Genomic DNA, 24,020 nt, shown 5'->3' with positions numbered 1-24,020 from the left:
GGAGGATCACTTCGCGATCGACACGGCGTCCACGAGTTCCGCCACAGCTTCTTCGCTGTCGAACTCGCCATTGAAATGCGCCGTCACCACGTCATAGACCGCGTTTTTCACCGAGGCCGGTGCCGCGTGGCCATGGGCCATGGAGCCAAAAAGGTTGCCCGAGGCCGCCGCAGCGGCGAGATCGGCCATCCCCTTCTTGCCGCAGGCGTCAAACGCCTCGTCCGAGACATCCGTGCGCGCCGGGACCGAGCCCTTGACCACGTTGAAGGCCGACTGGAAGGACGGCGACAGGATCGCCGAGGCCAGCGCGGCCTGCTCGTCAGAGACCTGACCGCCCTGATCGAACATCATGAACTGGTCGGCATTGAACGTGACCTGCTCGGCCGTGCCCGGGAAACGGAAGCACAGGAAGTCCTGATCCGGCACCTTGCCCGCGTTCAGGAACTCGCCCTTGGCCCAGTCGCCCATCATCTGGAAGCCCGCTTCGCCATTGATCACCATGGCCGTGGCCAGGTTCCAGTCGCGGCCCGAGAAGTTGTCATCCACATTGGCGCGGATCACGTCCATCCGTTCGAAGGCTTCCTGCATCTTGGCGCCGCCGAGCACATCCTCGTCGAGATCGATGAAGGCCGCCTGATAGCCGTCCGGACCGAGCACCGACATGGCCACCGCGTCAAAGACGGTCGCGTCCTGCCAGGCCTGACCCCCATGGGCGATGGGCGTGATGCCTGCCGCCTTCAGGGTCTCGAGCGCGGCGGTGAACTCTTCCCACGTGGTGGGAACCGCGATGCCATTGGCGTCGAGCACGGCCTTGTTGGCCCAGACCCAGTTGGTGGAATGCACATTCACCGGGGCCGAGACCCATTTGCCGTCGATCTTGGCGAACTCCTGCAGCGCGGCGGGCACCACGTCGTCCCAGCCTTCCTTGGCGGCCACGGTGTTCAGATCCGCAAGCGAGCCCTGCTTGGCCCAGTCCACGATGTCAAAGCCGAGGCCCTGCACGGCGGTGGGCGCGTTGCCCGCAGTGACCCGGGCGCGCAGCACGGTCATCGCCTGCTCGCCGCCACCCCCTGCGACCGGCATGTCGGTCCAGCCGATGCCCTGCCCCTCGAGATCGCCCTTCAGGACGTTCAGCGCCGCCGCTTCACCGCCCGAGGTCCACCAGTGCAACACCTCGACGCCTCCGTCCTGCGCAGAGGCGGCGCCCCCACTCATCATCAGGACAAGCGCAACAGCCGTGCTGGTCTTCTTGATCGAACGCATTTGGTATCCTCCCATTTTGCATTCTGGTTATGCCCACGCTTTATGCGTGTGTTGTGACCCAAGGTGCCCGGCTGCGCCCGATGCGCATCACCACCGATTTCACCTCGAGAAATTCCTCAAAGCCATAATGACCAATCTCGCGGCCTTGACCAGATTGTTTGACGCCCCCGAAGGCCAGCTCGGGGAAGCCATCCATCCAGGTATTGGTCCAGACCGTGCCAGCCTCGGCGCGCCGCGCAAACTCAAGGCAGGTATGGATATTCTCGCTCCAGATCCCGGCGGAGAGGCCATACTCGCTGTCATTGACCAGCGCGATCGCCTCATCCAGCGTGCGATAGGTCAGCACGGTCAGGACCGGGCCGAACACCTCCTCGCGGGCAATGGCCATATCCGGCGTCACACCGGTGACCACCGTGGGCTGGTAAAACTGCGGGCCCAGCCCCTCGACCCGCAGGGCTGCGCCGCCGAGCGCGATCGTGGCTCCCGCATTGCGTGCATCGCGGACATAGCCGTCGATCTTGGCATTGTGCTCGGCAGTGACGATGGCACCGACCTGCGTCGTGGGATCCAGCGGGTCGCCGAACCGCACCTGTCGCGACAGCGCCACGACCCTGGCAACGAAGGCCTCGGCGATATCCTCATGCACGATGATCCGGCTGGAGGAATTGCAGCACTGGCCGACATTGAAATAGACCCCGAAGGTCACGGCATCGGCCGCACTGTCGAGATCGGCATCCGGGCAGATCACCTGCGGGTTCTTGCCGCCAAGCTCCAGCGCGACTTTCTTCAGCGTCCCCGAGGCCGCCTGGGTGATCAGCTTGCCCACGGCCGTGGAGCCGGTGAAGGTCACCATGTCCACATCTGCGTGGGATGACATCAGGCTGCCCACCGGATCGCCATGACCCAGCACGATGTTGCAGACCCCCGCGGGCAGGCCCGCCTCGATCAGCAACTCGCCCATCATCACCGTCGATGAGGGTGTCATCTCGGACGGTTTGACCACGACCGTACAGCCCGCCGCGAGGGCGAAGGGCAGCTTCTGGCTGAGGATCCAGAACGGGAAGTTCCAAGGGGTGATGATCGAGACCACCCCGATGGGCTCTTTCAGAACCACACCCAGCATGTCCTCGCCCAGCGTGTTGTGGCTGTCGCCATGGCTGCTGCGGGCGAGCGAGGCCGCATAGCGCCACAGATCCGCCGCGCCCCCAACCTCGCCCCGCGCCTGAGAAATCGGCTTGCCGCTTTCGAGCGTTTCCTGCACCGCGATCCGGTCCACATTGGCCTCGATCAGATCGGCCACGCGCAACAGAACCTCGGCCCGCGCCTTGCCGGAGATCCGGCTCCAGCTCCCGGCCTCGAACGCCCGGCGCGCGGCCGCGATCGCCGCCTCGGTTTCGGCCACACCCCCCAGCGCCGAGCGGCTCACCACCCGGTCATGGGAGGGCGCGCGCCGCTCAAACTGCGCCGCGCTGCCGACCCAGGCCCCGTCGATCAGGTGCCGTCCGGTGAAAACCGGCGGCAGGTCATAGGCGATGGCAGTGTTGATGGTCATGTCGTTCATGCGTTCAGAGCCCGTCAAATTGGGGGGAGCGTTTTTCAAGGAAGGCCGCGACGCCCTCGTCCCGGTCGGCACTGGCACCCGCGGCGGCACTGCCCAGCGCCTCGATGGCGGCGGCGCGGTCCTCGCCCACGGCCCCGTGGATCATCGCCTTGGCCAGTTCATTGGCCCGGGGCGAGACATCGGACAGCGCGGCGGCGATCTCATGCGCGGCGGCCAGCACGTCCTCGGCAATCGCGGCGGCAAAGCCCAGCGCCTCGGCGCGGGGTGCCGGGATACGCCGCCCGAACAGCGCCATCTCCTTGACCACCGGCTCCGGCAAGAGCCGGGTCAGGCGTTGGGTCCCGGACCAGCCGGGCACGATCCCGACCTTCGCCTCAGGCAGGGCCAGCGTCGCGCGCGGGGTCATCACCCGGATATCGCAGCAGGCCGCAAGCTCCAGCCCGCCGCCAAAGGCATGCCCGTTGAGCGCGCCGATCACGGGCTTGCTGAGCCTTGCCAGCCGGTCAAAGACCCGGTGCCCGTCGCGCACCCAGTGGCGGGCAAACTCCGCCGGGCCGAGCGCACCCCATTCCGCGATATCGGCGCCACAGCAGAACGCCTTGGGCCCCTCTCCGGTCAGGATCACCGCGCGAATGTCGGGCTGCCGTTCCAGCGCGTCGAGATGGGCGGCCAGCTCCCGCAGCATGCCCGTGGTGAGCGCGTTGAGTTTCGCGCCGTTTTCCAGCGTCAGCACGGCCGTCGCGTCGGTTATGGTGCAGCTGACGCCCGTCATAGGGCCAGCCCCATGGGCGCATCGACCAGCAGGGATTTCGGCATGAGCTTGGCGTTCTCGGCCACCTGCACCCGGCCTCCGGAGGCTCCGACGATATGCTCCTGCGGGTCGATCCCCGGCATGATCTCGGTCGCGAGCAGCCCGTTCCCGGTCAGCTGGATCACGCAGCGCTCGGTGACATAGAGCACGTTCTGCCCCTGCTCGCGCGCACGGCGGCCCGAGAAGGTCACATGCTCGACCTCATCCACCATCTTGGTGAAGCGTCCGGGCGCGGCGATCTCGATCCCGTCATCGGTCAGGTTGATCTTCGCCCCGGCCTCGAACCAGCCGGAGAAGACGATGTTCCGGGCCCGCGCCGTAATGTCGACAAAGCCGCCGCAACCGGCGGTGAGATAGGGCTTCTTGCCGAGCTTCGAGACATTCACATTGCCCTCCACATCGACCTCGAGAAAGGAGAGGAACGACATGTCGAACCCGGCGCCCTGGAAGTAGATGAACTGCTGCGGCGAGGGCATGAAGGCATCGGCATTCGACGCGCAGCCAAAGGCGAACCCTGTCAGCGGCACGCCCCCGACAGCGCCCTGTTCGATGGCCCAGGTGACCGCGTCCGGATGCCCCTCTTCCAAGAGAACACGCGGAACCATGGCGCTGATCCCGAAGCCGAGATTGGCGGTCATGCCCCGGCGCAACTCCTGCGCAGCGCGGCGGGCGATAACCTTTTCGACCCCGTGTTCGGCGCGGCTGAAACTGTCCCAGGGGCGCATGATCTCGCCCGAGATGGCCGGGTCATAGCCGGTCTCGGTGGTCTGCTTCTGGTCCGGGTCGACCACGATGCAATCCACCAGATGCCCGGGCACGCGCACATCGTGGGGGCGCAGGCTGCCATTGGCTGTGACGCGCTTGACCTGCGCGATGACAATGCCGCCATTGTTGCGCACGCAGATCGCCTGCTCGAGCCCGCCGAGATAGGCGCCTTCGTGTTCATAGGTGAGATTGCCCCGCTCATCGGCCGTGGTCGCACGGATCACGGCGACATTCGGCACGATATTGGGAAAGTGCAGCCAGGTTTCGCCGGCAAACTCCACCCGGTCGACAATCGGGGTCGCCGCGCCGGTCTCGTTCATTGCGCAGCCTTGGAGGTTGGGGTCCACGAAGGTCTCCAGTCCGACCTTGGTCAGCACGCCGGGGCGATGGGCGGCAGCTTCGCGATGCATGTCGAACATGATGCCCGAGGGCACGTTATAGGCAGCGACCCGATCCTCGACGATCATCTTCCAGATCTCGGGCATCTCGACGCTGGACGGCCCCGAGGGGTAGGACCCCGCGAGCACACGGCGCAGCAGCCCGTCCTTGGCCAGATGGTCCATCCCCTTGACGCCATAGACATCGCCGGCCGCTATCGGATGCAGCGAGGTGACCCCGCGCGGGTGCCCCTCGGCGTCGAACCGGTCTCCGATGGCCGCGAGCACCGCATCCGGGCAGCCCAGCGTCGAGGAGGAAGAGACCGAGATCACGGCCCCATCGGGGATCCGGGCCACGGCGTCGGCGGCGGGAAGGACCTTGCTCATGCCACCTCTCCATACGCGACGGTGACCTTCTGACCGCTCTGGGCGGCAGCGCGGACGGCCATTGCCACGGCGAGCGATTTGATCCCGTCCGACCCGCTGGCGGCCGGAGCGCCGCGCCCAGCCACGGCGGCATAGAAATCCGCAACCCCTTGCACGTAGAGCGAGTGGTCGGAATAGGGCACCTCGCGCGTCCCGCTTGCGGTGCGCAGGGTGATCGTGCCCACGGGCATCTGGGTCATGACATCGCGGGCAAAGATCGAGCCCTCGGTGCCGTGGATTTCGAGCCCGCTGCCGGCGAAGGGATGGGTGAAGCTTTCATGGGACATGACCATGGCGCCCGAGGGCATGGCCCAGACGGACATGCAGCTATCCTCGACCCCCTGCCCCATGCCGGAGCTTGCGAGTTGCGCCACCACATCCACCGGGTCCTCACCCAGCAGGAAGCGCGCCACATCCGCGTCATGAACGGTGATATCCGGGATCACGCCGCCCCCGGCAGAGGCGTCGTTGATCCGCCATCCCTGCAGGTTTTCCGGCAGATGCACCGCGTGGTGAATCCGCAGGGACAGGACACGCCCCACCGCGCCATCATCGATCAGCGCACGCATCGCCCGGTGGGAGCCCGAGCAGCGCAGGTGATGATTGGTCGCAAAGACAACGCCCACATCCCGGGCCGCCGCCACCATCTCATCCGCTTCGGCAAGGCTCAGCCCAAGGGGCTTTTCACAAAGCACATGCTTGCCCGCTGCGATGGCCGCCATGGCCTGCGCGTGGTGCTTTTCATTGGTCGAAGAGATGTAGACGCAGGCAGCCTCCGGATCGGCCAGCGCCTGAGACAGATCATCGGTCGCCTGCGCGATCCCGTGATCCGTGGCCCAGCCCTGCGCCCGGTCTGCATTGCCACTGACGACCCAGGTTACCGCGCCTGCGGGCTGTGCCCGGACTGCCGCGATCATGTGCTGAGAGGCGATGGTGCTTGCTCCGACAAAGATCCAGTTCATCTGCCCCTCCTCCCGAAGCCTTGGAACGTTCCATATTCGTTAGCTCCGTAGCTATTGGAACGATCCAAATTGCGCAAGCAAAAAATTTGCGATCATCCAAGATGCGGCGGTTCAGCTCTGCGCGAGTTCGTACAGCTCGATCGGCAGACCGTCTGGATCCTTGAAAAACGTAAAGCGCGCCGCGGTGAGGGGATCGATACGCACAGGCTCCACCGCCACGTCCAGGCAGGTCAGGCGCGCGATGGCCGCATCCATGTCCGCCACCTGGAACGCCAGATGCCGCAGGCCGCAGGCCTCGGGCTGGTTGGGACGCGCAGGCGGCTCGGGGAAGGAGAAGAGTTCAAGCTGCCCACCCCCGGGGATCTGCAGGTCCAGCTTCCAGGAGTGCCGCGCCGCGCGATGGGTCTCGGCAATCACGGCCAAGCCCAGCACCTCGGTATAGAAGCGCTTGGAGCGCTCATAGTCACTGACGATCAGGGCGACGTGGTGAAAGCTTTCGAGCATGTCCGGGGTCTCCATCAAGCGGCTGCGCGGCACGTGACAGATGTCGCGGCATGGCGACCCGATGGCAAGGGCTGTTACGCTGGCGGCTGCCCCCCCCAAACCCAATCCGCCTGCGTCCCGACACGCAGCAAGACCTGACCTGCCACCACGATCGTGCAGCGGTCCGCCGGGCAGCGCCTGAAACCCGCTCCGTTGCCGGGGGTTTATCGCGGGACCTCAGGCAGCGCGCGGCCTGACAGCAAGATGGCGCGCGACGCCCCCTGACGGAAAAGGGACTCTGACGGCCGGTCTTCTCGCGCAAGGCAAACCCGCCGAAGCGGGCTCAGGCGTCGGTCAATCGCGGCACCTCGGACCGCAAGCGCATGATATAGCCCGGATCGCCGTGGATCAGGGTCAGTACCAGCGCCCCCTCGAGCAGGATGCAAAAGGTTTCGGCAGCGCGCGCGGGGCGCGCATGGTGCCGCGCCGCAAGCTCCGCCGCGATCCAATCCTGCACCGCGCGCTTATGCCGATCCGCCGCGGCCCGGACCGGATGGCCCGGCAGATCGGCCAGTTCCAGTGTCAGGCGCGTGAAGCCCGACCCGGTCCATCCCGGTGCCCCCGCCCAGTCAGCGAGTTTCACCAGCAGACCGTCGAGAAAGGCATGGGACGTCACGGCCTCCGGGTCGGCCCACCCCCGGACCGTGTCGAGGGTCAGATCCGCCTGCCGGTCCATCACCGCGCCGATCAGGGCATCCTTGCTCGCGAAGTGGTTGTAGAGCGTCCGCTTGGTCACGCCCGCCTCTGACGCGATCTCATCCATGCTGACCCGAGAATAGCCGCGCCGAAAGAACAGCCGGAACGCGGCCGTCAAAATCCGGTTGATCGTAGGGGCCGAGGAGCGGGACATGGGGTTTCTATGCTCAACAGTGAACGTATTCGCGAGGACAGCCGCGCTAGCCCTCGGGGGACGCCATCAGGAGATCCCCATGCCATCGCCCACCATCACCGCCATCCGAACTCGTGCTGTCCTCGCCCCTCTGCCCCGGCCCATCACCACCGCTGTGGCGGCGATCGAGAAGGCGCCCTTGCTCTTGATCGATCTCGAGACGCGCGAGGGGGTCGTGGGGCGCAGCTACCTGTTCACCTACACGCCGCTGGCACTGGCCCCGCTGAGCAGCCTGATCCAGAACATCGGGGACGGCCTGATCGGCAAGACCGTGGATCCTCTGCCGCGCTTTGCCGAGTTGACCGGGATGTTCCGACTGCTGGGGCGGCAGGGGCTTGTTGCCATGGCGATGGCGGGTCTCGATATGGCGCTCTGGGATGCGCTCGGCAAATCCTGCAACCGCAGTGTCGCCGAGTTGCTCGGCGCCGCAGCGATGCCTCTGCCCTGTTATGACAGCCACGGGATCTTTGACGGGCGGCGCGACCGCGCGCTGCTGGAGCAGTCGCTGCAGGAGGGGTTCCGCGCCGTGAAGTTCAAGATCGGTAACGGAACGGTCGGTGACGACATCCGCGCCCTCGCCGAGATCACCGAGATCGCTGGCCCGGAGGTAGACGTGATGGTGGACTACAACCAATCGCTGAGCACCCCCGAGGCGGTCCGGCGGGTCCGCGCACTCGAAGACCGGTTCGACCTCGCCTGGATCGAGGAACCTTTGCCCGCCGAAGACGTCGCCGGCTACCAGACCCTGCGCAGTGCGGTCCGCACGCCGCTGCAGGCCGGAGAGAACTGGTGGCTGCCCGAAGATGCCGCCCGGGCCATCGGGGCGCGGATCTCGGACCATGCCATGCTGGACATCACGAAGATCGGCGGCATCACCGGCTGGATGCGCGCCGCTCCTCTGGCAGACGCCGCGTCGATGCCTGTTTCCAGTCATATCTTCGTGGAAGCGAGCGCCCGTGTCCTCGCCGCGACCCCCAATCGGCACCTGCTGGAATATCTCGATGTGGCCGGAGGGATCCTGGCCGCGCCCTATGAGATTACCCAGGGCACCCTGACGGCCAAGGGACCGGGACTGGGGATCGCGTGGGATGAGAAAGCCGTGACGCGGCACGCGGCATGATGGCAGCGGCGCTGTACGTGCCGCCTCGTCAATCATATGTCTCTTGGGGAGAATGGTGCGGTCGAGAAGACTCGAACTTCCACGGGTGTTACCCCACAGCGACCTCAACGCTGCGCGTCTACCAATTCCGCCACGACCGCACGCCTTGGAGAATGAGGCGCGGTTTAGCGGGACTGTTCGGCAATGCCAAGAGGGAAATACGCCCCCCTGCGCGGATTTTTCGCCCTCGTGGTGCCGCACGCTCTCTTGCCCAGCGCCGGGGATTGCGGCACGACGCATCTGAACCGCTGGAGGGGCCCATGGACTGGATCATTAGCGACGGCCTGGTGGCCTACGAGACCGCCCTCGCCACCATGGAAGACCGCGTGAGCGCGATTGCCGAAGGGCGCGCGCCCGAGATGGTCTGGCTCTTGGAGCATCCGCCACTCTACACGGCCGGGACCAGCGCAAAGATCGAGGATCTGACCGATCCGGACCGCTTTCCGGTCTACGAGGCCAAGCGCGGCGGGCAATATACCTATCACGGCCCGGGCCAACGGGTGGTCTATGTCATGCTCGATCTCGGCAAGCGCGGGCGCGATGTCCGCAAGTTCGTCTCGCAGATGGAGGCTTGGGTGATCGCGACCCTTGCAGAGTTCAATGTCACCGGCGAGCGGCGCGAGGGCCGCGTCGGCGTCTGGGTGCAGCGGCGGGACAAGCCGCTCACCGTCCTTGGCCAGCCCCCGGAAGACAAGGTCGCCGCCATCGGCGTGCGCCTGCGCAAATGGGTGAGCTTTCACGGGTTGTCGATCAATGTGGAACCGGATCTCTCGCATTTCTCGGGCATTGTGCCCTGCGGGATCTCCGAGCACGGCGTGACGAGCCTCGTGGATCTCGGCCTGCCGGTCACCATGGATGATGTGGATGTCGCCTTGCGATATACCTTCGAGCAGCAGTTCGGACCGATCGCCGACGGCTGATCCGCCCGCGCCCGCCGATCCCGGGGCGGCCGCTTGACATCCCGGCGCGGTGCAGGCTCCGCTGCACCAAAGGAGCTTTGCCCGTGTCGCGATCCGAAGACCTCATCTCTGAGTACCGCAAGGTCCATGCGGGCAAGGTCTATGGCCAGACTTCCGAGCTGCTGACGGGGTATATCCTGCGTCAGGTGGCGTTCCTGCCCCCGCCGCGCCGGATCTTCGACTATGGCTGCGGACAGGCGCGGACCGTGGATTGGCTCGCCAAGATCTTTGACGCCGAGGCCTATCGCTATGACCCGGGTCTGCCGGATCACGCGGAGCGTCCGGAGGTGACAGCGGATCTGGTGATCTGCACAGACGTGATGGAGCATATCCCGCTCGAAGATGTGGACCGGGTGCTGGCCGAGATCCGCAGCATCTCGCCCCACGCCTTTTTCAACATTTCCTGCGTGAAAGCCGCCGAGATCCTGCCCAATGGCGAGAACGCCCATTGCACCGTCCGCCCGGCGCGCTGGTGGGCGACGCGGCTGGGCGCGCATTTCGACATCGTGCGCAAGACCCGGTCTTTTACGCCGAATTCCGTCTGCCTCGTGACCTGGCCCCGCCCGGAGACCGCGGAGGCGTAGCACCCCGACAACCGCCCGACTGTCGCGGCCAGATATCGGCGATCGCGCATGGTGGCATGCTACCCACGCTTTGTGATCACAAATGATGCCGTCCTGGGCTCCGGCGCTAACTGACTCGCAGCACACCGCGTCCGGGACCGCCAGCACCCTCGACCAAAGTCGCGTCGCACACGCATAGAATGCGACCTTTGCGCCCAGATCGCCAAAAACATATGCGTTTTTTGTTGTATGTCATGGTCTACGCCATTGCCGCATTCGGGAGCGGCGGATAGAACGACCTGCAGGAAACATCGGGACAGATCCGTCTGAACGACCTTTCGGCCGGCCTCCCCCGCGACGAACGACAAACAGGAGCGCAGCATGGCAGACGCAGCAGTCCATGGCCACGGTCACGAAGACACCCGCGGGTTCTTCACCCGGTGGTTCATGTCGACCAACCACAAGGATATCGGGATCCTGTATATCCTGGTGGCCGGTCTTGCCGGGTTCATCTCGGTCGCTTTCACAGTTTACATGCGCATGGAGTTGATGAACCCCGGCGTGCAATTCATGTGCGCAGAAGGCGCGCGGCTGATCGCGGCAGGCGCAGGCGACGTATGTACCCCCAACGGTCACCTCTGGAACGTGCTGATTACCGGCCACGGCATCCTGATGATGTTCTTTGTGGTCATTCCGGCGCTCTTCGGCGGATTTGGCAACTATTTCATGCCCTTGCACATCGGTGCGCCGGACATGGCCTTTCCGCGGCTGAACAACCTGTCCTTCTGGCTCTATGTGGCGGGCACCTCTCTCGCCGTGGCCTCGGTGCTGGCACCGGGCGGCAATGGCCAGACCGGATCGGGCGTGGGCTGGGTGCTCTACCCGCCGCTCTCGACCAATGAAGACGGGTTCTCCATGGATCTCGCGATCTTCGCGGTGCACGTTTCGGGCGCCTCGTCGATCCTTGGTGCGATCAACATCATCACCACCTTCCTGAACATGCGTGCCCCGGGCATGACCCTGTTCAAGGTGCCGCTCTTTGCCTGGTCGATCTTTGTGACAGCCTGGCTGATCCTTCTGGCGCTGCCGGTTCTGGCGGGCGCGATCACCATGCTGCTGACCGACCGTAACTTCGGGACGACCTTCTTCGACCCGTCCGGCGGCGGTGACCCGATCCTTTATCAACACATCCTTTGGTTCTTCGGACACCCGGAAGTTTATATCGTGATCCTGCCGGCCTTCGGCATCATCTCCCACGTGATTGGCACCTTCTCGCGCAAGCCGATCTTCGGCTACATGCCGATGGTCTGGGCCATGATCGCCATCGGCGGCCTCGGCTTCGTCGTCTGGGCGCACCACATGTACACGGTGGGCATGTCCCTGACCCAGCAGAGTTACTTCATGCTCGCGACCATGGTCATCGCCGTGCCGACAGGGGTGAAGATCTTCAGCTGGATCGCCACCATGTGGAAGGGCTCGATCACCTTCGAAACGCCGATGCTCTTTGCCATCGGGTTCCTGTTCCTGTTCACCGTGGGCGGTGTGACCGGCATCGTTCTGTCCCAGGCGGGCGTGGACCGGGCCTATCACGACACCTACTACGTGGTGGCACACTTCCACTACGTGATGTCGCTGGGTGCCGTGTTCGGGATCTTCGCCGGGATCTATTTCTGGATCGGCAAGATGTCGGGCCGTCAGTACCCGGAATGGGCAGGCAAGGTGCACTTCTGGACCTTCTTCGTCGGTGCCAACCTGACCTTCTTCCCGCAGCACTTCCTGGGCCGTCAGGGCATGCCGCGCCGCTATATCGACTACCCGGATGCCTTCGCGCTCTGGAACTACGTGTCGAGCTGGGGCGCCTTCCTGTCCTTCGCCTCCTTCCTCTTCTTCATCGGCGTGGTGTTCTACACGATCACCAAAGGCAAGCGCGTCGAGGAAGAGAACTACTGGAACGAGCACGCGGACACGCTGGAATGGACCCTGCCGAACCCGCCGCCCGAGCACACGTTCGAGCAGCTCCCGACTCGGGACATGTGGGACAAGCAGACCTCGCACTGACCATATGCCGCTTGAGTGGATTACACGAACACAGCAGGCTCCGGAGCAATCCGGGGCCTGTTTTCCCGTGGCAGAGCTCCATCTCTGGCCACACCGTTCCCTGACGGCCAAGGGGTTTGCCTGGTTCATCGGGATCACGGCCACGGCCCTGTCGCTGCCCCTGATCGCGGTGCTGGGGACGGCGGTGCTCTGGGGGCTGTTGCCCTTTATGCTGCTGGTGCTGGGCGGGGTTTGGTACGGCATCCGGCGCAATCAACGGGATCTGAGCCTGCATGAGGTGCTGGTGCTCGAAGAGGATCGGATCGCCCTGACCCGGCACAATCCGCGCCGCGACAACCAGCATTGGGAGGCCAATCCCTATTGGGTCGAGCTGCGGCTGCATCCGAAACAGGGGCCGGTCGAGAACTACCTGACCCTGCGCGGCAGTGATCGCGAGGTCGAGCTGGGCGCGTTCCTGTCGCCCGAAGAACGGCTCGACCTGCATGCAGAGCTGCAGGACCGCCTCAACCAGCTGCGCCGCATTCCCTAGCGCGCGCGGCGGATGTCAGCCCGCGCGATCTGCGCGGGGCTTTCCCTCCTCCGGGTCAAACCCTACAGTCGAGCCATGCAAGCCAAGCCCCTCCCCCCTCTGCCCGATACCGGATTTCTCGCCGACACCTCTCCGGAGCTGCGGCAACTTCTCGAATCCCTCGCCCAGGAACGGGTCATGGAGGATGACGAGACCCTCTTCGAACAGGGGGATCCGGGGGATGCGCTTTTTGCGGTGGTCGAGGGAATCGTCGAGATCAGCGTCCTGTCTCCGGATGGGCGCAAACTGGTGCTCGACATCATGCGGCCCGGCGCGCTGCTGGGCGAGATCGCGCTGTTCGATCCGGGCGTGCGGACGGCGACCGCGATCGCAGTCGGGCCGACCCGGCTGCGGCGGTTGAAGAATGCCGATCTGATGAACGCGATTCGCAAATCGCCAGACATGGCCGTGGACCTGATCCATCTGGCCGGACGCCGGATGCGCAGCATGAGCGCCCAGATCGAGGATCAGGCCTTTCTGCCCCTGTCGACCCGCCTTGCGCGCAAGCTGCTCTACCTCACCGAGGCCAATCCCGAGGGAGAGCTGTTTCTCTCCCAGGCCCAGCTTGCCGAGTTTGTCGGTGCGACCCGCGAGGCGGTCTCCAAGACCCTCGGTGAATGGAAGCGGGCCCGCGTGATCGAGGCCAACCGGGGCGCCCTGCGCATCCTGGAGCGCGGCGCCATGCGTGCGTTGGCTGAGCCGAACCAGCTCTGATCCCGATACGGAAACTTTTTTCGGTTTTTTCGGTGAATGTGAGCGAGTTCACATACCCCAGCCCCCCGAATCCCTAATGTCGGTCATGTGCTGAGCGGCAAATTTGATGGAAATAAACCTTCGGTTTTCCTGAAACGCCCGCCGGTACGAGACAGGTCCGTAATTTCGGGCCGACCAGTGCAGTGCGGAGTGATGGCCAATCTGCACCTTCGGCCCCTCGGGGTCGGAGCGACGTAGAGAGCGACCGGTTTTCGGTTTGGTTTAGGGTCATGTGTACTGCGCAAGCAGGGGGCCCGCCCGGTCGGTCTCAGTGTGAACGGTGCTTGAGTACTTCAGCGTGGCATTTGGACTTCGGTCCGGTGCCACGTCTGGAGCCCCTTGGAGAGAGTTTTTTAGTGACGACCTGCTGCGAGATCGCGCGTTGACCCTTTGCGCGTGATCTCGACGCAGCCTGCCTATGTGACTGCGCGTGTATCGCAACCCTGTGAAGTGACGAGTGACAGATCTGCGGGTGCCCGAGCGACCAGCTCAGGCACCCGTCAGGTCGTGCAATCCTTGCAGCGCGCACTGGTCGGATCAACGTCCAGACGGCCCGTCCCGATAAACGCCCCACAATCCACGCAATAGCCGAACTCACCGGTTTCCAGCCTATGCAACGCCGCCACGATCCGGGCGCGACGCCCGCGCCGCCGAACTTCCAGCGCGGCGGCCATGGCCTTCCCCTGCAGGGCGTCCATCCGGGACAGGCGTCCGATGCTTTGCTGATCCAGCGTGACCGGCTTGCGATCCGCGCTGCTCTGGTCCGAGACCTGATCAAGCTCCGCCATTTCCCGATCCAGCAGAGGGCGGTACTTGGCGTCCAGGGCGGGGAGGTCGGGCGCGTCGGTCGTCGTCATCGGTCAGGCGCTCAGGCGTTCCTTCACCATCGGGCCGACGCGACCGAAATCCATCTGACCGGTATAGCGCGACTTCAGCGCACCGATGACCCGCCCCATATCGCGGATCGACTCGGCCTTGAGCTCGGTGATCGCCGCCTGGATCGCGGTGTCGATCTCCGCCTCGTCCAACGGTGTCGGCAGGAACGCCTCGATCACCTCGATCTCCGCAAGTTCCTGTTCCGCCAGTTCCAGCCGCCCGGCCTCTTCATAGGTCCGGGCTGTTTCCTGGCGCTGCTTGACCATTTTGCCAAGAATACCAAGGATATCCGCCTCGGACACGCCATCGGCTTTGCCCTGCCCGCGCAGGGCGATATCCTTGTCCTTGATCGCGGCACTGATCAGCCGGAGGGTCGACAGCTTGGCCGCCTCTTTGCTCTTCATCGCGGATTTCAGCTCGGCAGAAATCTTGTCTCGCAGATCCATATCACCTGTTCCCGTGTGACGGTTCGAGCGCATAATCTAGGAGCTGACACCCCCCATGACAACCATCTTGGATTGCACGGTGTCGTGGGGTCGCGGCGGGCCCGATGGTTGCTTGACCCGCCTGCCCGCCGCCCTTAGGGTCCGCCAGATTTTGCCGCCTTCAAGGAGTCACCCATGTCCGCCCCCTCCGACACGCCGACCGCCTGCCTCGTTCTCGCAGATGGGACTGTCTTTTACGGGCGCGGGTTCGGGGCGACCGGCACGACCTCGGCCGAGCTGTGCTTCAATACCGCGATGACCGGGTATCAGGAGATCATGACCGACCCGTCCTATGCCGGACAGGTGGTGACCTTCACCTTCCCGCATATCGGCAATACCGGTGTCACAGCCGAGGATGACGAGACCGCGGATCCGGTGGCCGCAGGGATGGTCGTGAAATGGGATCCGACCGAGCCGTCGAACTGGCGCGCGCAGGGCGAGTTGACCGATTGGCTGGCGCGGACCGGGCGGATCGGGATCGGCGGTGTGGACACGCGGCGCCTCACCCGGCAGATCCGCCAGCAGGGGGCGCCCCATGTGGCGCTGGCCCATGACCCCGAGGGCAAGTTTGACCTTGAGGCGCTGGTGGCACAGGCCCGGGGCTTTGCGGGGCTCGAGGGGGTGGATCTGGCCAAGGAAGTGACCTGCGCGCAATCCTATCTCTGGGATGAGAAACGCTGGGCCTGGCCCGAGGGCTACGCACGGCGGGAGACCCCGGGTCACAAGGTTGTTGCCATCGATTACGGGGCCAAGCGCAACATCTTGCGCTGTCTCGCCTCGGCGGGTTGCGACGTGATGGTCATGCCTGCCAGCACCACCGCCGAAGAGGTTCTGGCCCAGAACCCCGCCGGTGTTTTTCTGTCCAACGGCCCGGGCGATCCGGCGGCCACGGGCGCCTATGCGGTGCCGATGATCCAGGGCGTGCTCGAACAGAGTGACCTGCCGGTCTTCGGGATCTGCCTCGGTCACCAGATGCTGGCGCTGGCGCTTGGCGCACAAACGGTCAAGATGAACCACGGCCATCACGGGGCGAACCACCCGGTGAAGGATCTCGAGACCGGCAAGGTCGAGATCACCTCCATGAACCACGGCTTTACCGTGGACAGCCAGAGCCTGCCCGAGGGCGTAATGGAGACCCATCGCTCGCTGTTTGACGGCTCCAATTGCGGGATTCGGATGACCGACCGCCCGGTGTTTTCGGTGCAGTATCACCCCGAGGCGAGCCCCGGCCCGCAGGACAGCTACTACCTGTTCGAGCGCTTCGTCGCCGCAATCGAGGCGAAACAGGCCGTCTCTGCCGACTGAAACGGGCCCCGGCTGGCCGAATGGGCCAGTCTTTGCGCCCTGTTTTTTACGGTTTCTTAACCCTGAACTCTCACTTTAGCTGGGCCGTTGTTCGGCTGAGTGAGTGTTATGTCCGTCGTGCCTCTCAAACCCGCTTTCGAGCCGGGGCCGATTTCCAATACGCCTGCGCGCCCCCGGCGCGCGGCCAAGCCGCGTGCGCATCGCGACCTGTTGCTCGATCTGCTGGTGAACCACGGACATATCTCGTCGGGCGAGCGGGTGCAGGCCACCCATATGGCGCGGCTCCATGGCACCACGCCCCTCGAAGTGCTGGTGGCCGAAGGCTGGCTGAGCGATGAGGCGCTGATCTGGGCCCGCTGCACGCTCATGACCGCATCGCGCATCGTGCCGGACCGCAGCCCGGCGGACCCAGCCCTGGTGGACGACTTCGGGCTGCATTGGTGCATCACACACGGGATCCTGCCCTGGCGGCGGCTCTCGGGGGCGACGGTCTTCATCACCGCCGCACCGGAAGAGTTCGAAACCCTGAAGGACAGTCTGCCGGCCTCTGCCGGGCGTCCGATCCTCGCCGTCGCGCCCATGAACGAGATCATCGAGGCCCTGCGCAGCGCCCATGCGGGCCGCCTCGTGGCCGAGGCCGAGAGTGCGGTGCCCTGGCGCTGGAGCTGCCGTGGCCTCAAACCGCCCCAGGCAGCCCTGTGGCTGCTGACCATGGCGCTGGGGGCGGCTTTTCTCATGCTGGTGCCTGGGCTGCTGGCAACCACTCTGGTCTGGATCACCCTCGGCACGCTGGCGATCACCATGGCGTTCAAGCTGGTTCTGACACTGGCCTGCCTGCTCGCCCGGCCGCCCCCACCTGCGGAAGCCGCGCCGCGGAACACCAGGACCCCCCTGCCGCGGATGACCGTCCTCGTGCCGCTCTTGCGGGAATCCGAGGTCGCCGCCAAGCTGCTCAACAATCTGGATCGGTTGCGCTATCCGCGTGCCCTGCTCGAAGTGATCTTCGTGGTGGAGGCGGATGACGATGTAACCAAGAACGCTCTGTCGCAGCTCCACCTGCCGCAGAGCTTCCGCATGCTCGAAGTGCCTGCCGGAACGGTGCAAACCAAGCCCCGCGCGCTGAACTTCGCGCTGCCCTTCTGCAAGGGCGAGGTGATCGGGATCTACGACGCCGAGGACCGGCCCGACCCGGACCAGCTGCTGAAGGTCGCTGAGGGGTTCCGCCATGCGGATCCGGAGGTCGCCTGCTTGCAAGGGCGGCTCGACTTCTTCAACACGCGCTACAACATCGTCGCGCGGTGCTTCACGGCGGAATATGCGGGCTGGTTCGGCCTGATGCTGCAGGGGCTGGACCGGCTGCGCCTGCCGATCCCGCTGGGCGGCACGACGCTCTTCCTGCGCCGCGCCTCGCTGGACCGGACCGGACCGTGGGACGCCCATAACGTCACCGAGGATGCGGATCTCGGCATGCGGTTCTATCGCTTTGGCTACCGCGTCCAGCTGATTGACACCGTCACGCAGGAAGAGGCCAATGTCCGGATCTGGCCCTGGATCAAGCAGCGCTCCCGCTGGATCAAAGGCTACATGGCCACCTATGTGGTCCATATGCGCGGGCCCGCGCAGCTCTGGCGCGATCTGGGTCCTGCAGGGTTTGCTGCCATGCAATGCCTGTTTCTCGGCTCGATCCTGGGGGCCCTGACCCTGCCCATATTGCTGACGATCTGGGCCGTGTCGCTGGGCGTGCCTGTCCCGGTGCTGCACAGCATGGCGATCCCCGAACCCGGCGTGCTCGGTCCCACCATGCTGGTGATCGAGGCGATCAACCTGCTGATCTGGGCCGTGGGCGTGCGCGCGCCGCGACACCGGCACCTGATGCCCATGGTGCCGCTGCTCCACATCTATTTCCTGATGTCCACGGTTGCCGCGCTCAAGGCCCTGATCGAACTGCTCCATGACCCGTTCTACTGGGACAAGACCGACCACGGCGTGGCCGTGGCTGGCGAGACGCTCGAGCTGGACTAGAGGCTTTCGGCGTCGCTCTTGAGGCGGGTTTCAAAGGCGATGGAGATATGCGCCTTGAGCGCGGCATAGGCCGCATCCTCGTCCCGGTCGGCGATGGCGTTGATGATCGCGCGATGCTCCTCCAACGCCTCTTCACCCCGGCCTTCGGCGGCCAGCGACGTGGTCGCCATCAGCGCCATGGAGCGGTAGACGAGGTCGAGCTGCTGGACCAGAAAGCGGTTATGGGAGGCCAGGTGGATCTGCTTGTGAAACCGCCGATTGGCCCGCGCCATCGCGGCCGCATCGCCCAGCAGGCTCGCATCCGCATCGACCATCTCGGCGAGCACCTTGATCTCTTCATGGGCCGCATGGCGTGCGGCCAGCCGCGCCGCCAGCCCCTCCAGCTCGCAGCGCACCACATAGAGCTCCGCCATCTGGCTGTGATCGAGGGAGGCCACGATCAGGCTCCGCCCGTCCCGCGCCAGCAGGGATTGCGTCTCGAGCCGTTGCAGGGCTTCCCGGATCGGAGTGCGCGACACGCCGAAGCGATCCGCCAGATCGCTTTCCACCAGACGATCGCCGGGCCGGTAGACCCCGACGTCAATCGCCTCGAGGATCAGGTCATAGGCGTCTTTCTGGGCCGGTTTGGGCTCTATCATCACGGTCTCCTCCGTGCGCAACCGTAGCCGCGCAGGCGCCGTGGGATCAAGACCACCATTGCCGCGCAAGACCGGAAAGCCTAGATATCCCGCATGGTTGCAGATCGCTTTGCCCATGTTGAGACATGGGTGTTTGACCTCGATAACACGCTCTACCCGCCGCATATGCGCCTCTTTGACCAGATCGAGACGCGGATGACGGCCTATGTGATGCGCGTGCTGGATGTGGCAGAGGCCGAGGCCGACCGGCTGCGCGCAGAGTATTGGGCGCGGTTCGGAACAACGCTCGCCGGGCTGATGGATGTCCATGACGTGGATCCGGCCCCGTACCTGACGGATGTCCACGATATCGACTTCTCGGTGCTGGAACCCGACCCCCATCTGGCGGCGCAGGTCCGCAGTCTCGGCGGGCGCAAGATCGTCTATACCAACGGCTCTGCGCCCTATGCCGAGCGGGTGTTGCAGCACCGGGGGCTGAGCGGGATCTTCGACGCGGTCTACGGGGTCGAGCATGCAGGGTTCCGCCCCAAGCCAGAGCGCGCGGCCTTCGAGACTGTCTTTGCCAAGGCCGGCGTGCAGCCGAACCGCGCCGCGATGTTCGAGGATGATACACGGAACCTGCAGGTGCCCCACGCCATGGGCATGCAGACCGTGCATGTGGCGCCGGATCCGGCCCCTGCGGATCACATTCACCATCACACGGATGATCTGGGCAGGTTCCTGCAGGCGCTCGGCAATTAACCACCGGGCGACACTGGTAATCCGCGCATAAACACATATCTATTTTATGCCTTTTGCTGCACTGCGGCAAGACGCCGTCTCGCCTGCGCACGGCAGGTTTGCGATAGACGACCCACCTGACATTTCGGAGACCTGACATGACGACGATTTCGACCAATGCGCCGCTTTCGCCTGCCACGCCTGTAACCAAGACGGCAAAGAAAGCCTCGCGCTTTGACATCTCGGTTTCCAACGACGAATTCCAGGCCATTGGCCTTGCCCTGACGATCATCGCGCTCTGGGGCGGTGCCACGGCGATCTTCGGCTATGCCGGTCTGATCATCGGTGCGCTGACCATGGTGGCCGTGATGTACGCGGTGCTGATCACGATCAGCCGCGGCTGATCCCGCGCACGGGGACGAAATGCCGCTTGGCCCGCGGGGGAGACACGCCTAGGTGTAACCCAACCACGGAGGTCCGAGCATGCAGCCCACACGCACTGATATCCTGATTTCCGGCGGCGGCGTGGCAGGTTTGTCCGCCGCCGCCGCCTTTGGCACGGCCGGTTTTGACGTGGTGGTCGTGGACCCCGCCCCGCCCGTGACCGAGGGCGACGCGGCGGATGCGGATCTGCGCACAACCGCGTTCCTGCAACCCTCTCGCGATGTACTGGCCCGCGCCGGGCTTTGGGAGCGTCTCGCCCCCTTCGCCGCACCGCTGCAGGTCATGCAGATCATCGATGCGGGCGGCCCGGAGCCCGTGGCCCGGGTGCAAAAGGCCTTCGATGCCGAGGATATCTCGGATGAGCCCTTTGGCTGGAACCTGCAGAACTGGCTGTTGCGCCGCGAGATGCTGGCCCGGGTGACCGAGCTGCCGAATGTCGACTTTCGCGCGGGCATCGGGACGGCGGACGTGCTGACCCGGGCGACCGAGGCGCGCGTGCGGCTGACCGATGGCAGCATGGTCTCGGCGCAACTGCTGATCGCTGCGGATGGCCGCAACTCCCCGGTGCGCGAGGCACTCGGGATCGATGTGCAGACCACCCGCTACGGGCAGAAGGCCCTGGCCTTCGCCGTCACCCACCCCCTGCCCCATGACAGTGTCTCGACCGAGATCCACCGCTCGGGCGGTCCCTTCACCCTCGTGCCACTGCCGGATCTCGACGGCCAGCCGCGCTCGGCCATCGTCTGGATGGAACGCGGTCCCGAGGCCCAGCGCCTCGCCGCCCTGCCCGTGCCGGAGTTCGAGGCCGAGATGAACGCACGCTCCACCGGGTTGCTGGGGCATCTGACCCTTGTGTCGCGCCGCTCGGTCTGGCCGATCATCAGCCAGATCGCCGAGCGGTTCTCGGGCGAGCGCACCGCGCTGATGGCCGAGGCCGCCCATGTGGTGCCGCCGATTGGCGCGCAGGGTCTGAACATGTCGCTGGCAGATCTGCGGCTGCTTCTGGATCTGGCGGAGGCCAATCGCGACGCCCTCGGCAGCCCCGAGATGCTCGCCCAGTACCACCGAAAACGCTATCCGGATGTGCGCACGCGCATCGCCGGGATCGACATGCTGAACCGCGCTTCCATGGCCGCGGCGCAACCCTTGCGGGATGCGCGGGCACAGGGGCTCAAGGCGCTCTACGGCCTCGCCCCCGTGCGCAAATCGCTGATGCAGCTGGGCCTAGGCGTCCGCTAGGGGCGCGGTCGCCTTGTCGAGCACCTCGCGGAACCGCGCGACCGCGCTGTCCACGTCATAGAGCTTGTCGAGCCCGAAAAGACCGATCCGAAATGTCCGGAACTCCGGCGGCTCGTCACATTGCAGCGGAACGCCTGCAGCGATCTGAGCCCCTTGGGCCGCGAATTTCGACCCGTTCTGCAGGGCCGGGTCATCGGTGTAGACCACCACCACGCCCGGCGCGCCATAGCCCTCGGCGGCCACCGACGGGAAGCCCCGCTCGGACAGGAGGCTGCGCACTTGGGTGCCCAGCGCCCATTGCGCCTCTTTCAGGCGTGAGAACCCGTAGTCACGGGTCTCCAGCATCGTGTCGCGGAAGGCGCGCAGGGCATCGGTCGGCATGGTCGCGTGATAGGCATGCCCGCCGCCGAGATAGGCATCCATGATCGACACCCATTTCTTGAGATCGATGGCAAAGCTGTTGGATTGCGTCTCGGCCAGCCGCGCCACGGCCCGCTCGGACATCATCACGAGCCCGGCGCAGGGCGAGGCGGACCAGCCCTTTTGCGGGGCCGAGATCAGGACATCGACGCCCGTCGCCTTCATATCCACCCAGGCACAGCCCGAGGCGATACAGTCGAGCACCATCAGCGCGCCGACCTCATGGGCCGCTGCGGCGAGTTGGGTGATATAGGCATCGGGCAGGATCACCCCCGCCGAGGTTTCCACATGGGGGGCGAAGACCACATCGGGCTGGGTCTCGCGGATCCGGGTCACCACATCCTCGATCGGGGCCGGCGCAAAGGGCGCGGTGGCCCCATTGCCGACCTGCCGGGCCTTGATCACCGTGGTCTCGGAGGTGAAGCCCCCCGCCTCGAAGATCTGGCTCCAGCGATAGGAGAACCAGCCGTTCCGCACCACGAGCGCATGGGCATCGGTAGCGAACTGGCGGGCCACGGCCTCCATCCCATAGGTGCCGCCGCCGGGCACGACGGCCACATGGTCGGCGTTATACACATCGCACAGCATCCCGTGGATGTCGCGCATCACCTCCTGAAACGTGGCGCTCATGGAATTGAGCGAACGGTCGGTGAACACCACCGAGTATTCCAACAGGCCGTCGGGATCGACAGTATCGAGCAAAGCGGTCATGGCAGTCTCCTCTCGGGCTCCGGCATGCAACGGGGCGCATCCGATGTCACGGGGAACTTAGAACAGACTTGGCGCCAAAGAACGGGTTTTTCCGTCGCAACCGCCACGCGCGACGCAGATCGGAAACATGGAGACGGATTTCAGGGCATTTGGCGGGCTGCGCAGGGGGCGGCCCGCCGGGCCGGGTCACTCCGGTGTCGGGTGCTGGACGATCACGCATTCGAAGTCGTCCTCGCTGGTGACCCGCGTGTGATGGCCCTTGCCATGGGTGTCGGCCATGCGCCAGACATCGCCCGGTCCAATGTCGCGGGTCGTCCCGTCACTGGCGGTCACGCGCACGGCGCCGCGCAGGCAGATCAGCGACTGGATGACCGGGGTCGGATGGATCGGTTCGTCCCACCCCGCCCGCAGCCGCAGAAACAGCATGCCCGTGGCGGGCGCGGTCTCGGAGATTTCGATCGCTTCGGCGGGCGGGGCAAAGGTCTTTTCCGCGAGGGCGACGTCTAGGTCGTTCCAATGGCTCTCGCCCGCTCCATCCGCGAAGAGGTCAAAGTATTTCATGCTGATTTCCCAAACCTAGCCAAGCGGGCCTGCCCGGCGTTCCTCGGACAAAAGCACATTTGCCTCAACCTCGCCAGCGCCCGGCAAGGTCATGATCCGCCGCCGCAGGACCCTCTCGAAATCCGAGATGTCGCGCGCCACCACGCGCAGGCGGTAGTCATAGGCCCCAAGCACGTGCTGCACGACCTGCACCTCGGGAATGGCGGTCACCGCGCGCTCGAAATCTTCGACACTGACCCGGCCCTTGGTGGCCAGTTTCACGCCCAGAAACACGGTCACCCCGAACCCCAATGCCTCGGCATTCAGGCGCAGGCGGCGCCCCTTGAGAATGCCTGCATCCTCCAGCCGCTTGATCCGGCGCCAGGTGGCGGGCTGGCTGAGCCCCAGCTTGCGGCCCAGCGCCCCGGCGGTCTGACGCGCGTCCTGGCCAAGCGCGCGCAGCAGTTTGCGGTCAATCGGATCCAGATCGATCATACGGGCAGCGCCTCGTCGGTTTTGACATCCGAGATGAGCATCAGCTGCTCGATGTCGAGAATATGCGGCAGGTTGAGGATCCGGCTGCGATAGATCTCCTGATAATGGGCCATATCCCGCGCTAGCACGTTGAGCCGGACATCCACCCGGCCCAGAAAGGTCTGGATCTCGGTGACCTCGGGCACCTCGCGGGCCGCAGCCAGAAAAGTATCGAAGGCGTTGCGCTCGGTCTTGTCCAGCGTGATGCGCAGGGCGACCTCCACCGCGAAACCCAGCGCCCGCCAGTCGATGATCGCCTCGACACCGGCAATGACGCCCGCCGCCTCCAACCTCTCCAGCCGCCGCCAACAGGTCGCTTTGGGCAGCCCGACCAGCGCGGCCAGTTCCGCCGCGCTCGCCCCGGGCTGGGACTGAAAAAACCGCAAGAGGCGGCGATCCACATCATCGATTTGCATGACTGGATCAGTA

The 24,020-nt window shown here is 65.3% G+C and carries 25 protein-coding genes and 1 tRNA gene; 11 read left to right on the top strand and 15 right to left on the bottom strand.

Annotated elements, in window-relative coordinates; all coding sequences use genetic code 11:
- Positions 1-6 precede the first annotated feature (6 nt).
- From ACP15I_RS11385 to ACP15I_RS11355, 7 genes are all read right to left on the bottom strand, one after another.
- Positions 7-1,263: an ABC transporter substrate-binding protein gene (locus ACP15I_RS11385; RefSeq protein WP_424965809.1), complete on the bottom strand. Its 1,257-nt coding sequence runs from the start codon at positions 1,261-1,263 to the stop codon at positions 7-9.
- Between the two features lie 40 nt (positions 1,264-1,303).
- Entirely contained in the window at positions 1,304-2,824 is a 1,521-nt protein-coding gene (locus tag ACP15I_RS11380; protein ID WP_424975174.1) for an aldehyde dehydrogenase family protein, read from the bottom strand.
- 4 nt (positions 2,825-2,828) lie between these two features.
- Positions 2,829-3,596: an enoyl-CoA hydratase/isomerase family protein gene (locus tag ACP15I_RS11375; RefSeq protein ID WP_424975173.1), complete on the bottom strand. Its 768-nt coding sequence runs from the start codon at positions 3,594-3,596 to the stop codon at positions 2,829-2,831.
- Positions 3,593-5,164 carry an acyl CoA:acetate/3-ketoacid CoA transferase gene (locus tag ACP15I_RS11370; RefSeq protein WP_424975172.1) on the bottom strand — a complete coding sequence of 524 codons (1,572 nt, stop codon included), beginning with the start codon at positions 5,162-5,164 and terminating at the stop codon, positions 3,593-3,595. Before ACP15I_RS11370 ends, ACP15I_RS11375 begins: the two co-directional genes overlap by 4 nt.
- Positions 5,161-6,165, bottom strand: a complete 1,005-nt coding sequence (locus ACP15I_RS11365) for a Gfo/Idh/MocA family protein (RefSeq protein ID WP_424975171.1) — start codon at positions 6,163-6,165, stop codon at positions 5,161-5,163. Before ACP15I_RS11365 ends, ACP15I_RS11370 begins: the two co-directional genes overlap by 4 nt.
- 111 nt (positions 6,166-6,276) lie before the next feature.
- Positions 6,277-6,702, bottom strand: coding sequence for a VOC family protein (locus ACP15I_RS11360; protein ID WP_424975170.1), 426 nt, complete (start codon positions 6,700-6,702; stop codon positions 6,277-6,279).
- Between the two features lie 289 nt (positions 6,703-6,991).
- Positions 6,992-7,558, bottom strand: coding sequence for a TetR/AcrR family transcriptional regulator (locus ACP15I_RS11355; protein WP_424975169.1), 567 nt, complete (start codon positions 7,556-7,558; stop codon positions 6,992-6,994).
- 79 nt (positions 7,559-7,637) lie between these two features.
- On the opposite strand from ACP15I_RS11355, the gene ACP15I_RS11350 reads away from it, so the two are divergent.
- The gene (locus tag ACP15I_RS11350; RefSeq protein WP_424975168.1) at positions 7,638-8,717 is read left to right on the top strand and encodes an enolase C-terminal domain-like protein; all 1,080 of its coding nucleotides are present in this window, start codon (positions 7,638-7,640) and stop codon (positions 8,715-8,717) included.
- Positions 8,718-8,770: 53 nt separating this feature from the next.
- Here the strand turns inward: ACP15I_RS11350 and ACP15I_RS11345 are convergent.
- Positions 8,771-8,857, bottom strand: a tRNA-Leu gene (locus tag ACP15I_RS11345).
- A 159-nt stretch (positions 8,858-9,016) separates the two neighbouring features.
- Between ACP15I_RS11345 and lipB the strand changes: the two genes are divergently transcribed.
- The 5 genes from lipB (at position 9,017) to ACP15I_RS11320 (ending at position 13,618) form a co-directional block, all read left to right on the top strand.
- The gene (gene lipB, locus ACP15I_RS11340; RefSeq protein ID WP_424975167.1) at positions 9,017-9,676 is read left to right on the top strand and encodes a lipoyl(octanoyl) transferase LipB; all 660 of its coding nucleotides are present in this window, start codon (positions 9,017-9,019) and stop codon (positions 9,674-9,676) included.
- 83 nt (positions 9,677-9,759) lie between these two features.
- Positions 9,760-10,299, top strand: coding sequence for a class I SAM-dependent methyltransferase (locus ACP15I_RS11335; RefSeq protein ID WP_424975166.1), 540 nt, complete (start codon positions 9,760-9,762; stop codon positions 10,297-10,299).
- Between the two features lie 360 nt (positions 10,300-10,659).
- On the top strand, positions 10,660-12,336 hold the full coding sequence (ctaD, locus tag ACP15I_RS11330; RefSeq protein ID WP_424975165.1) for a cytochrome c oxidase subunit I: 1,677 nt from the start codon (positions 10,660-10,662) through the stop codon (positions 12,334-12,336).
- A 4-nt stretch (positions 12,337-12,340) separates the two neighbouring features.
- Positions 12,341-12,865 (top strand): DUF2244 domain-containing protein, encoded by a 525-nt coding sequence (locus ACP15I_RS11325; RefSeq protein ID WP_424965798.1) that lies wholly within the window; start codon positions 12,341-12,343, stop codon positions 12,863-12,865.
- 75 nt (positions 12,866-12,940) lie between these two features.
- Positions 12,941-13,618: a Crp/Fnr family transcriptional regulator gene (locus ACP15I_RS11320; RefSeq protein ID WP_424975164.1), complete on the top strand. Its 678-nt coding sequence runs from the start codon at positions 12,941-12,943 to the stop codon at positions 13,616-13,618.
- A 539-nt stretch (positions 13,619-14,157) separates the two neighbouring features.
- Here ACP15I_RS11320 and ACP15I_RS11315 read toward each other — a convergent pair.
- Positions 14,158-14,514: a TraR/DksA family transcriptional regulator gene (locus tag ACP15I_RS11315; RefSeq protein WP_424975163.1), complete on the bottom strand. Its 357-nt coding sequence runs from the start codon at positions 14,512-14,514 to the stop codon at positions 14,158-14,160.
- A gap of 3 nt (positions 14,515-14,517) precedes the next feature.
- Positions 14,518-14,979: a GatB/YqeY domain-containing protein gene (locus ACP15I_RS11310; RefSeq protein WP_424965795.1), complete on the bottom strand. Its 462-nt coding sequence runs from the start codon at positions 14,977-14,979 to the stop codon at positions 14,518-14,520.
- A gap of 174 nt (positions 14,980-15,153) precedes the next feature.
- Here ACP15I_RS11310 and carA point away from each other — a divergent pair, with 174 nt between their 5' ends.
- Both carA and ACP15I_RS11300 read left to right on the top strand, forming a co-directional pair.
- A complete protein-coding gene (carA, locus tag ACP15I_RS11305) occupies positions 15,154-16,323 on the top strand; it encodes a glutamine-hydrolyzing carbamoyl-phosphate synthase small subunit (RefSeq protein ID WP_424965794.1) in 1,170 nt (389 codons plus the stop codon).
- 108 nt (positions 16,324-16,431) lie between these two features.
- A complete protein-coding gene (locus tag ACP15I_RS11300) occupies positions 16,432-18,345 on the top strand; it encodes a glycosyltransferase family 2 protein (RefSeq protein WP_424975162.1) in 1,914 nt (637 codons plus the stop codon).
- Here the strand turns inward: ACP15I_RS11300 and ACP15I_RS11295 are convergent.
- Positions 18,342-18,983, bottom strand: coding sequence for a GntR family transcriptional regulator (locus ACP15I_RS11295; RefSeq protein ID WP_424965792.1), 642 nt, complete (start codon positions 18,981-18,983; stop codon positions 18,342-18,344). The two genes, ACP15I_RS11300 and ACP15I_RS11295, sit on opposite strands and share 4 nt — an antisense overlap.
- A 93-nt stretch (positions 18,984-19,076) precedes the next feature.
- On the opposite strand from ACP15I_RS11295, the gene ACP15I_RS11290 reads away from it, so the two are divergent.
- From ACP15I_RS11290 to ACP15I_RS11280, 3 genes are all read left to right on the top strand, one after another.
- Positions 19,077-19,724 (top strand): pyrimidine 5'-nucleotidase, encoded by a 648-nt coding sequence (locus tag ACP15I_RS11290; RefSeq protein WP_424965791.1) that lies wholly within the window; start codon positions 19,077-19,079, stop codon positions 19,722-19,724.
- Positions 19,725-19,861: 137 nt separating this feature from the next.
- Positions 19,862-20,107: a hypothetical protein gene (locus ACP15I_RS11285; protein ID WP_424965789.1), complete on the top strand. Its 246-nt coding sequence runs from the start codon at positions 19,862-19,864 to the stop codon at positions 20,105-20,107.
- A 79-nt stretch (positions 20,108-20,186) separates the two neighbouring features.
- Positions 20,187-21,386: a UbiH/UbiF family hydroxylase gene (locus tag ACP15I_RS11280; RefSeq protein ID WP_424975161.1), complete on the top strand. Its 1,200-nt coding sequence runs from the start codon at positions 20,187-20,189 to the stop codon at positions 21,384-21,386.
- On the opposite strand, the gene ACP15I_RS11275 is transcribed toward ACP15I_RS11280, so the two are convergent.
- From ACP15I_RS11275 to ACP15I_RS11260, 4 genes are all read right to left on the bottom strand, one after another.
- A complete protein-coding gene (locus tag ACP15I_RS11275; RefSeq protein ID WP_424975160.1) occupies positions 21,372-22,517 on the bottom strand; it encodes an aminotransferase class V-fold PLP-dependent enzyme in 1,146 nt (381 codons plus the stop codon). The two genes, ACP15I_RS11280 and ACP15I_RS11275, sit on opposite strands and share 15 nt — an antisense overlap.
- A 186-nt stretch (positions 22,518-22,703) precedes the next feature.
- On the bottom strand, positions 22,704-23,078 hold the full coding sequence (locus ACP15I_RS11270; protein ID WP_424975159.1) for a cupin: 375 nt from the start codon (positions 23,076-23,078) through the stop codon (positions 22,704-22,706).
- A 15-nt stretch (positions 23,079-23,093) separates the two neighbouring features.
- Entirely contained in the window at positions 23,094-23,552 is a 459-nt protein-coding gene (locus tag ACP15I_RS11265) for an Lrp/AsnC family transcriptional regulator (RefSeq protein WP_424965785.1), read from the bottom strand.
- Positions 23,549-24,007, bottom strand: coding sequence for an Lrp/AsnC family transcriptional regulator (locus ACP15I_RS11260; RefSeq protein WP_424975158.1), 459 nt, complete (start codon positions 24,005-24,007; stop codon positions 23,549-23,551). The genes ACP15I_RS11265 and ACP15I_RS11260 overlap by 4 nt, the downstream gene beginning before the upstream one ends.
- Positions 24,008-24,020 lie beyond the last annotated feature (13 nt).

The organism is Dinoroseobacter sp. S124A (assembly GCF_049801015.1).
In the GTDB taxonomy this organism is placed as follows: domain Bacteria; phylum Pseudomonadota; class Alphaproteobacteria; order Rhodobacterales; family Rhodobacteraceae; genus Dinoroseobacter.
The sequence above is the reverse complement of the archived record's forward strand: the minus strand, read 5'-3'. Positions and strand labels throughout refer to the sequence as shown.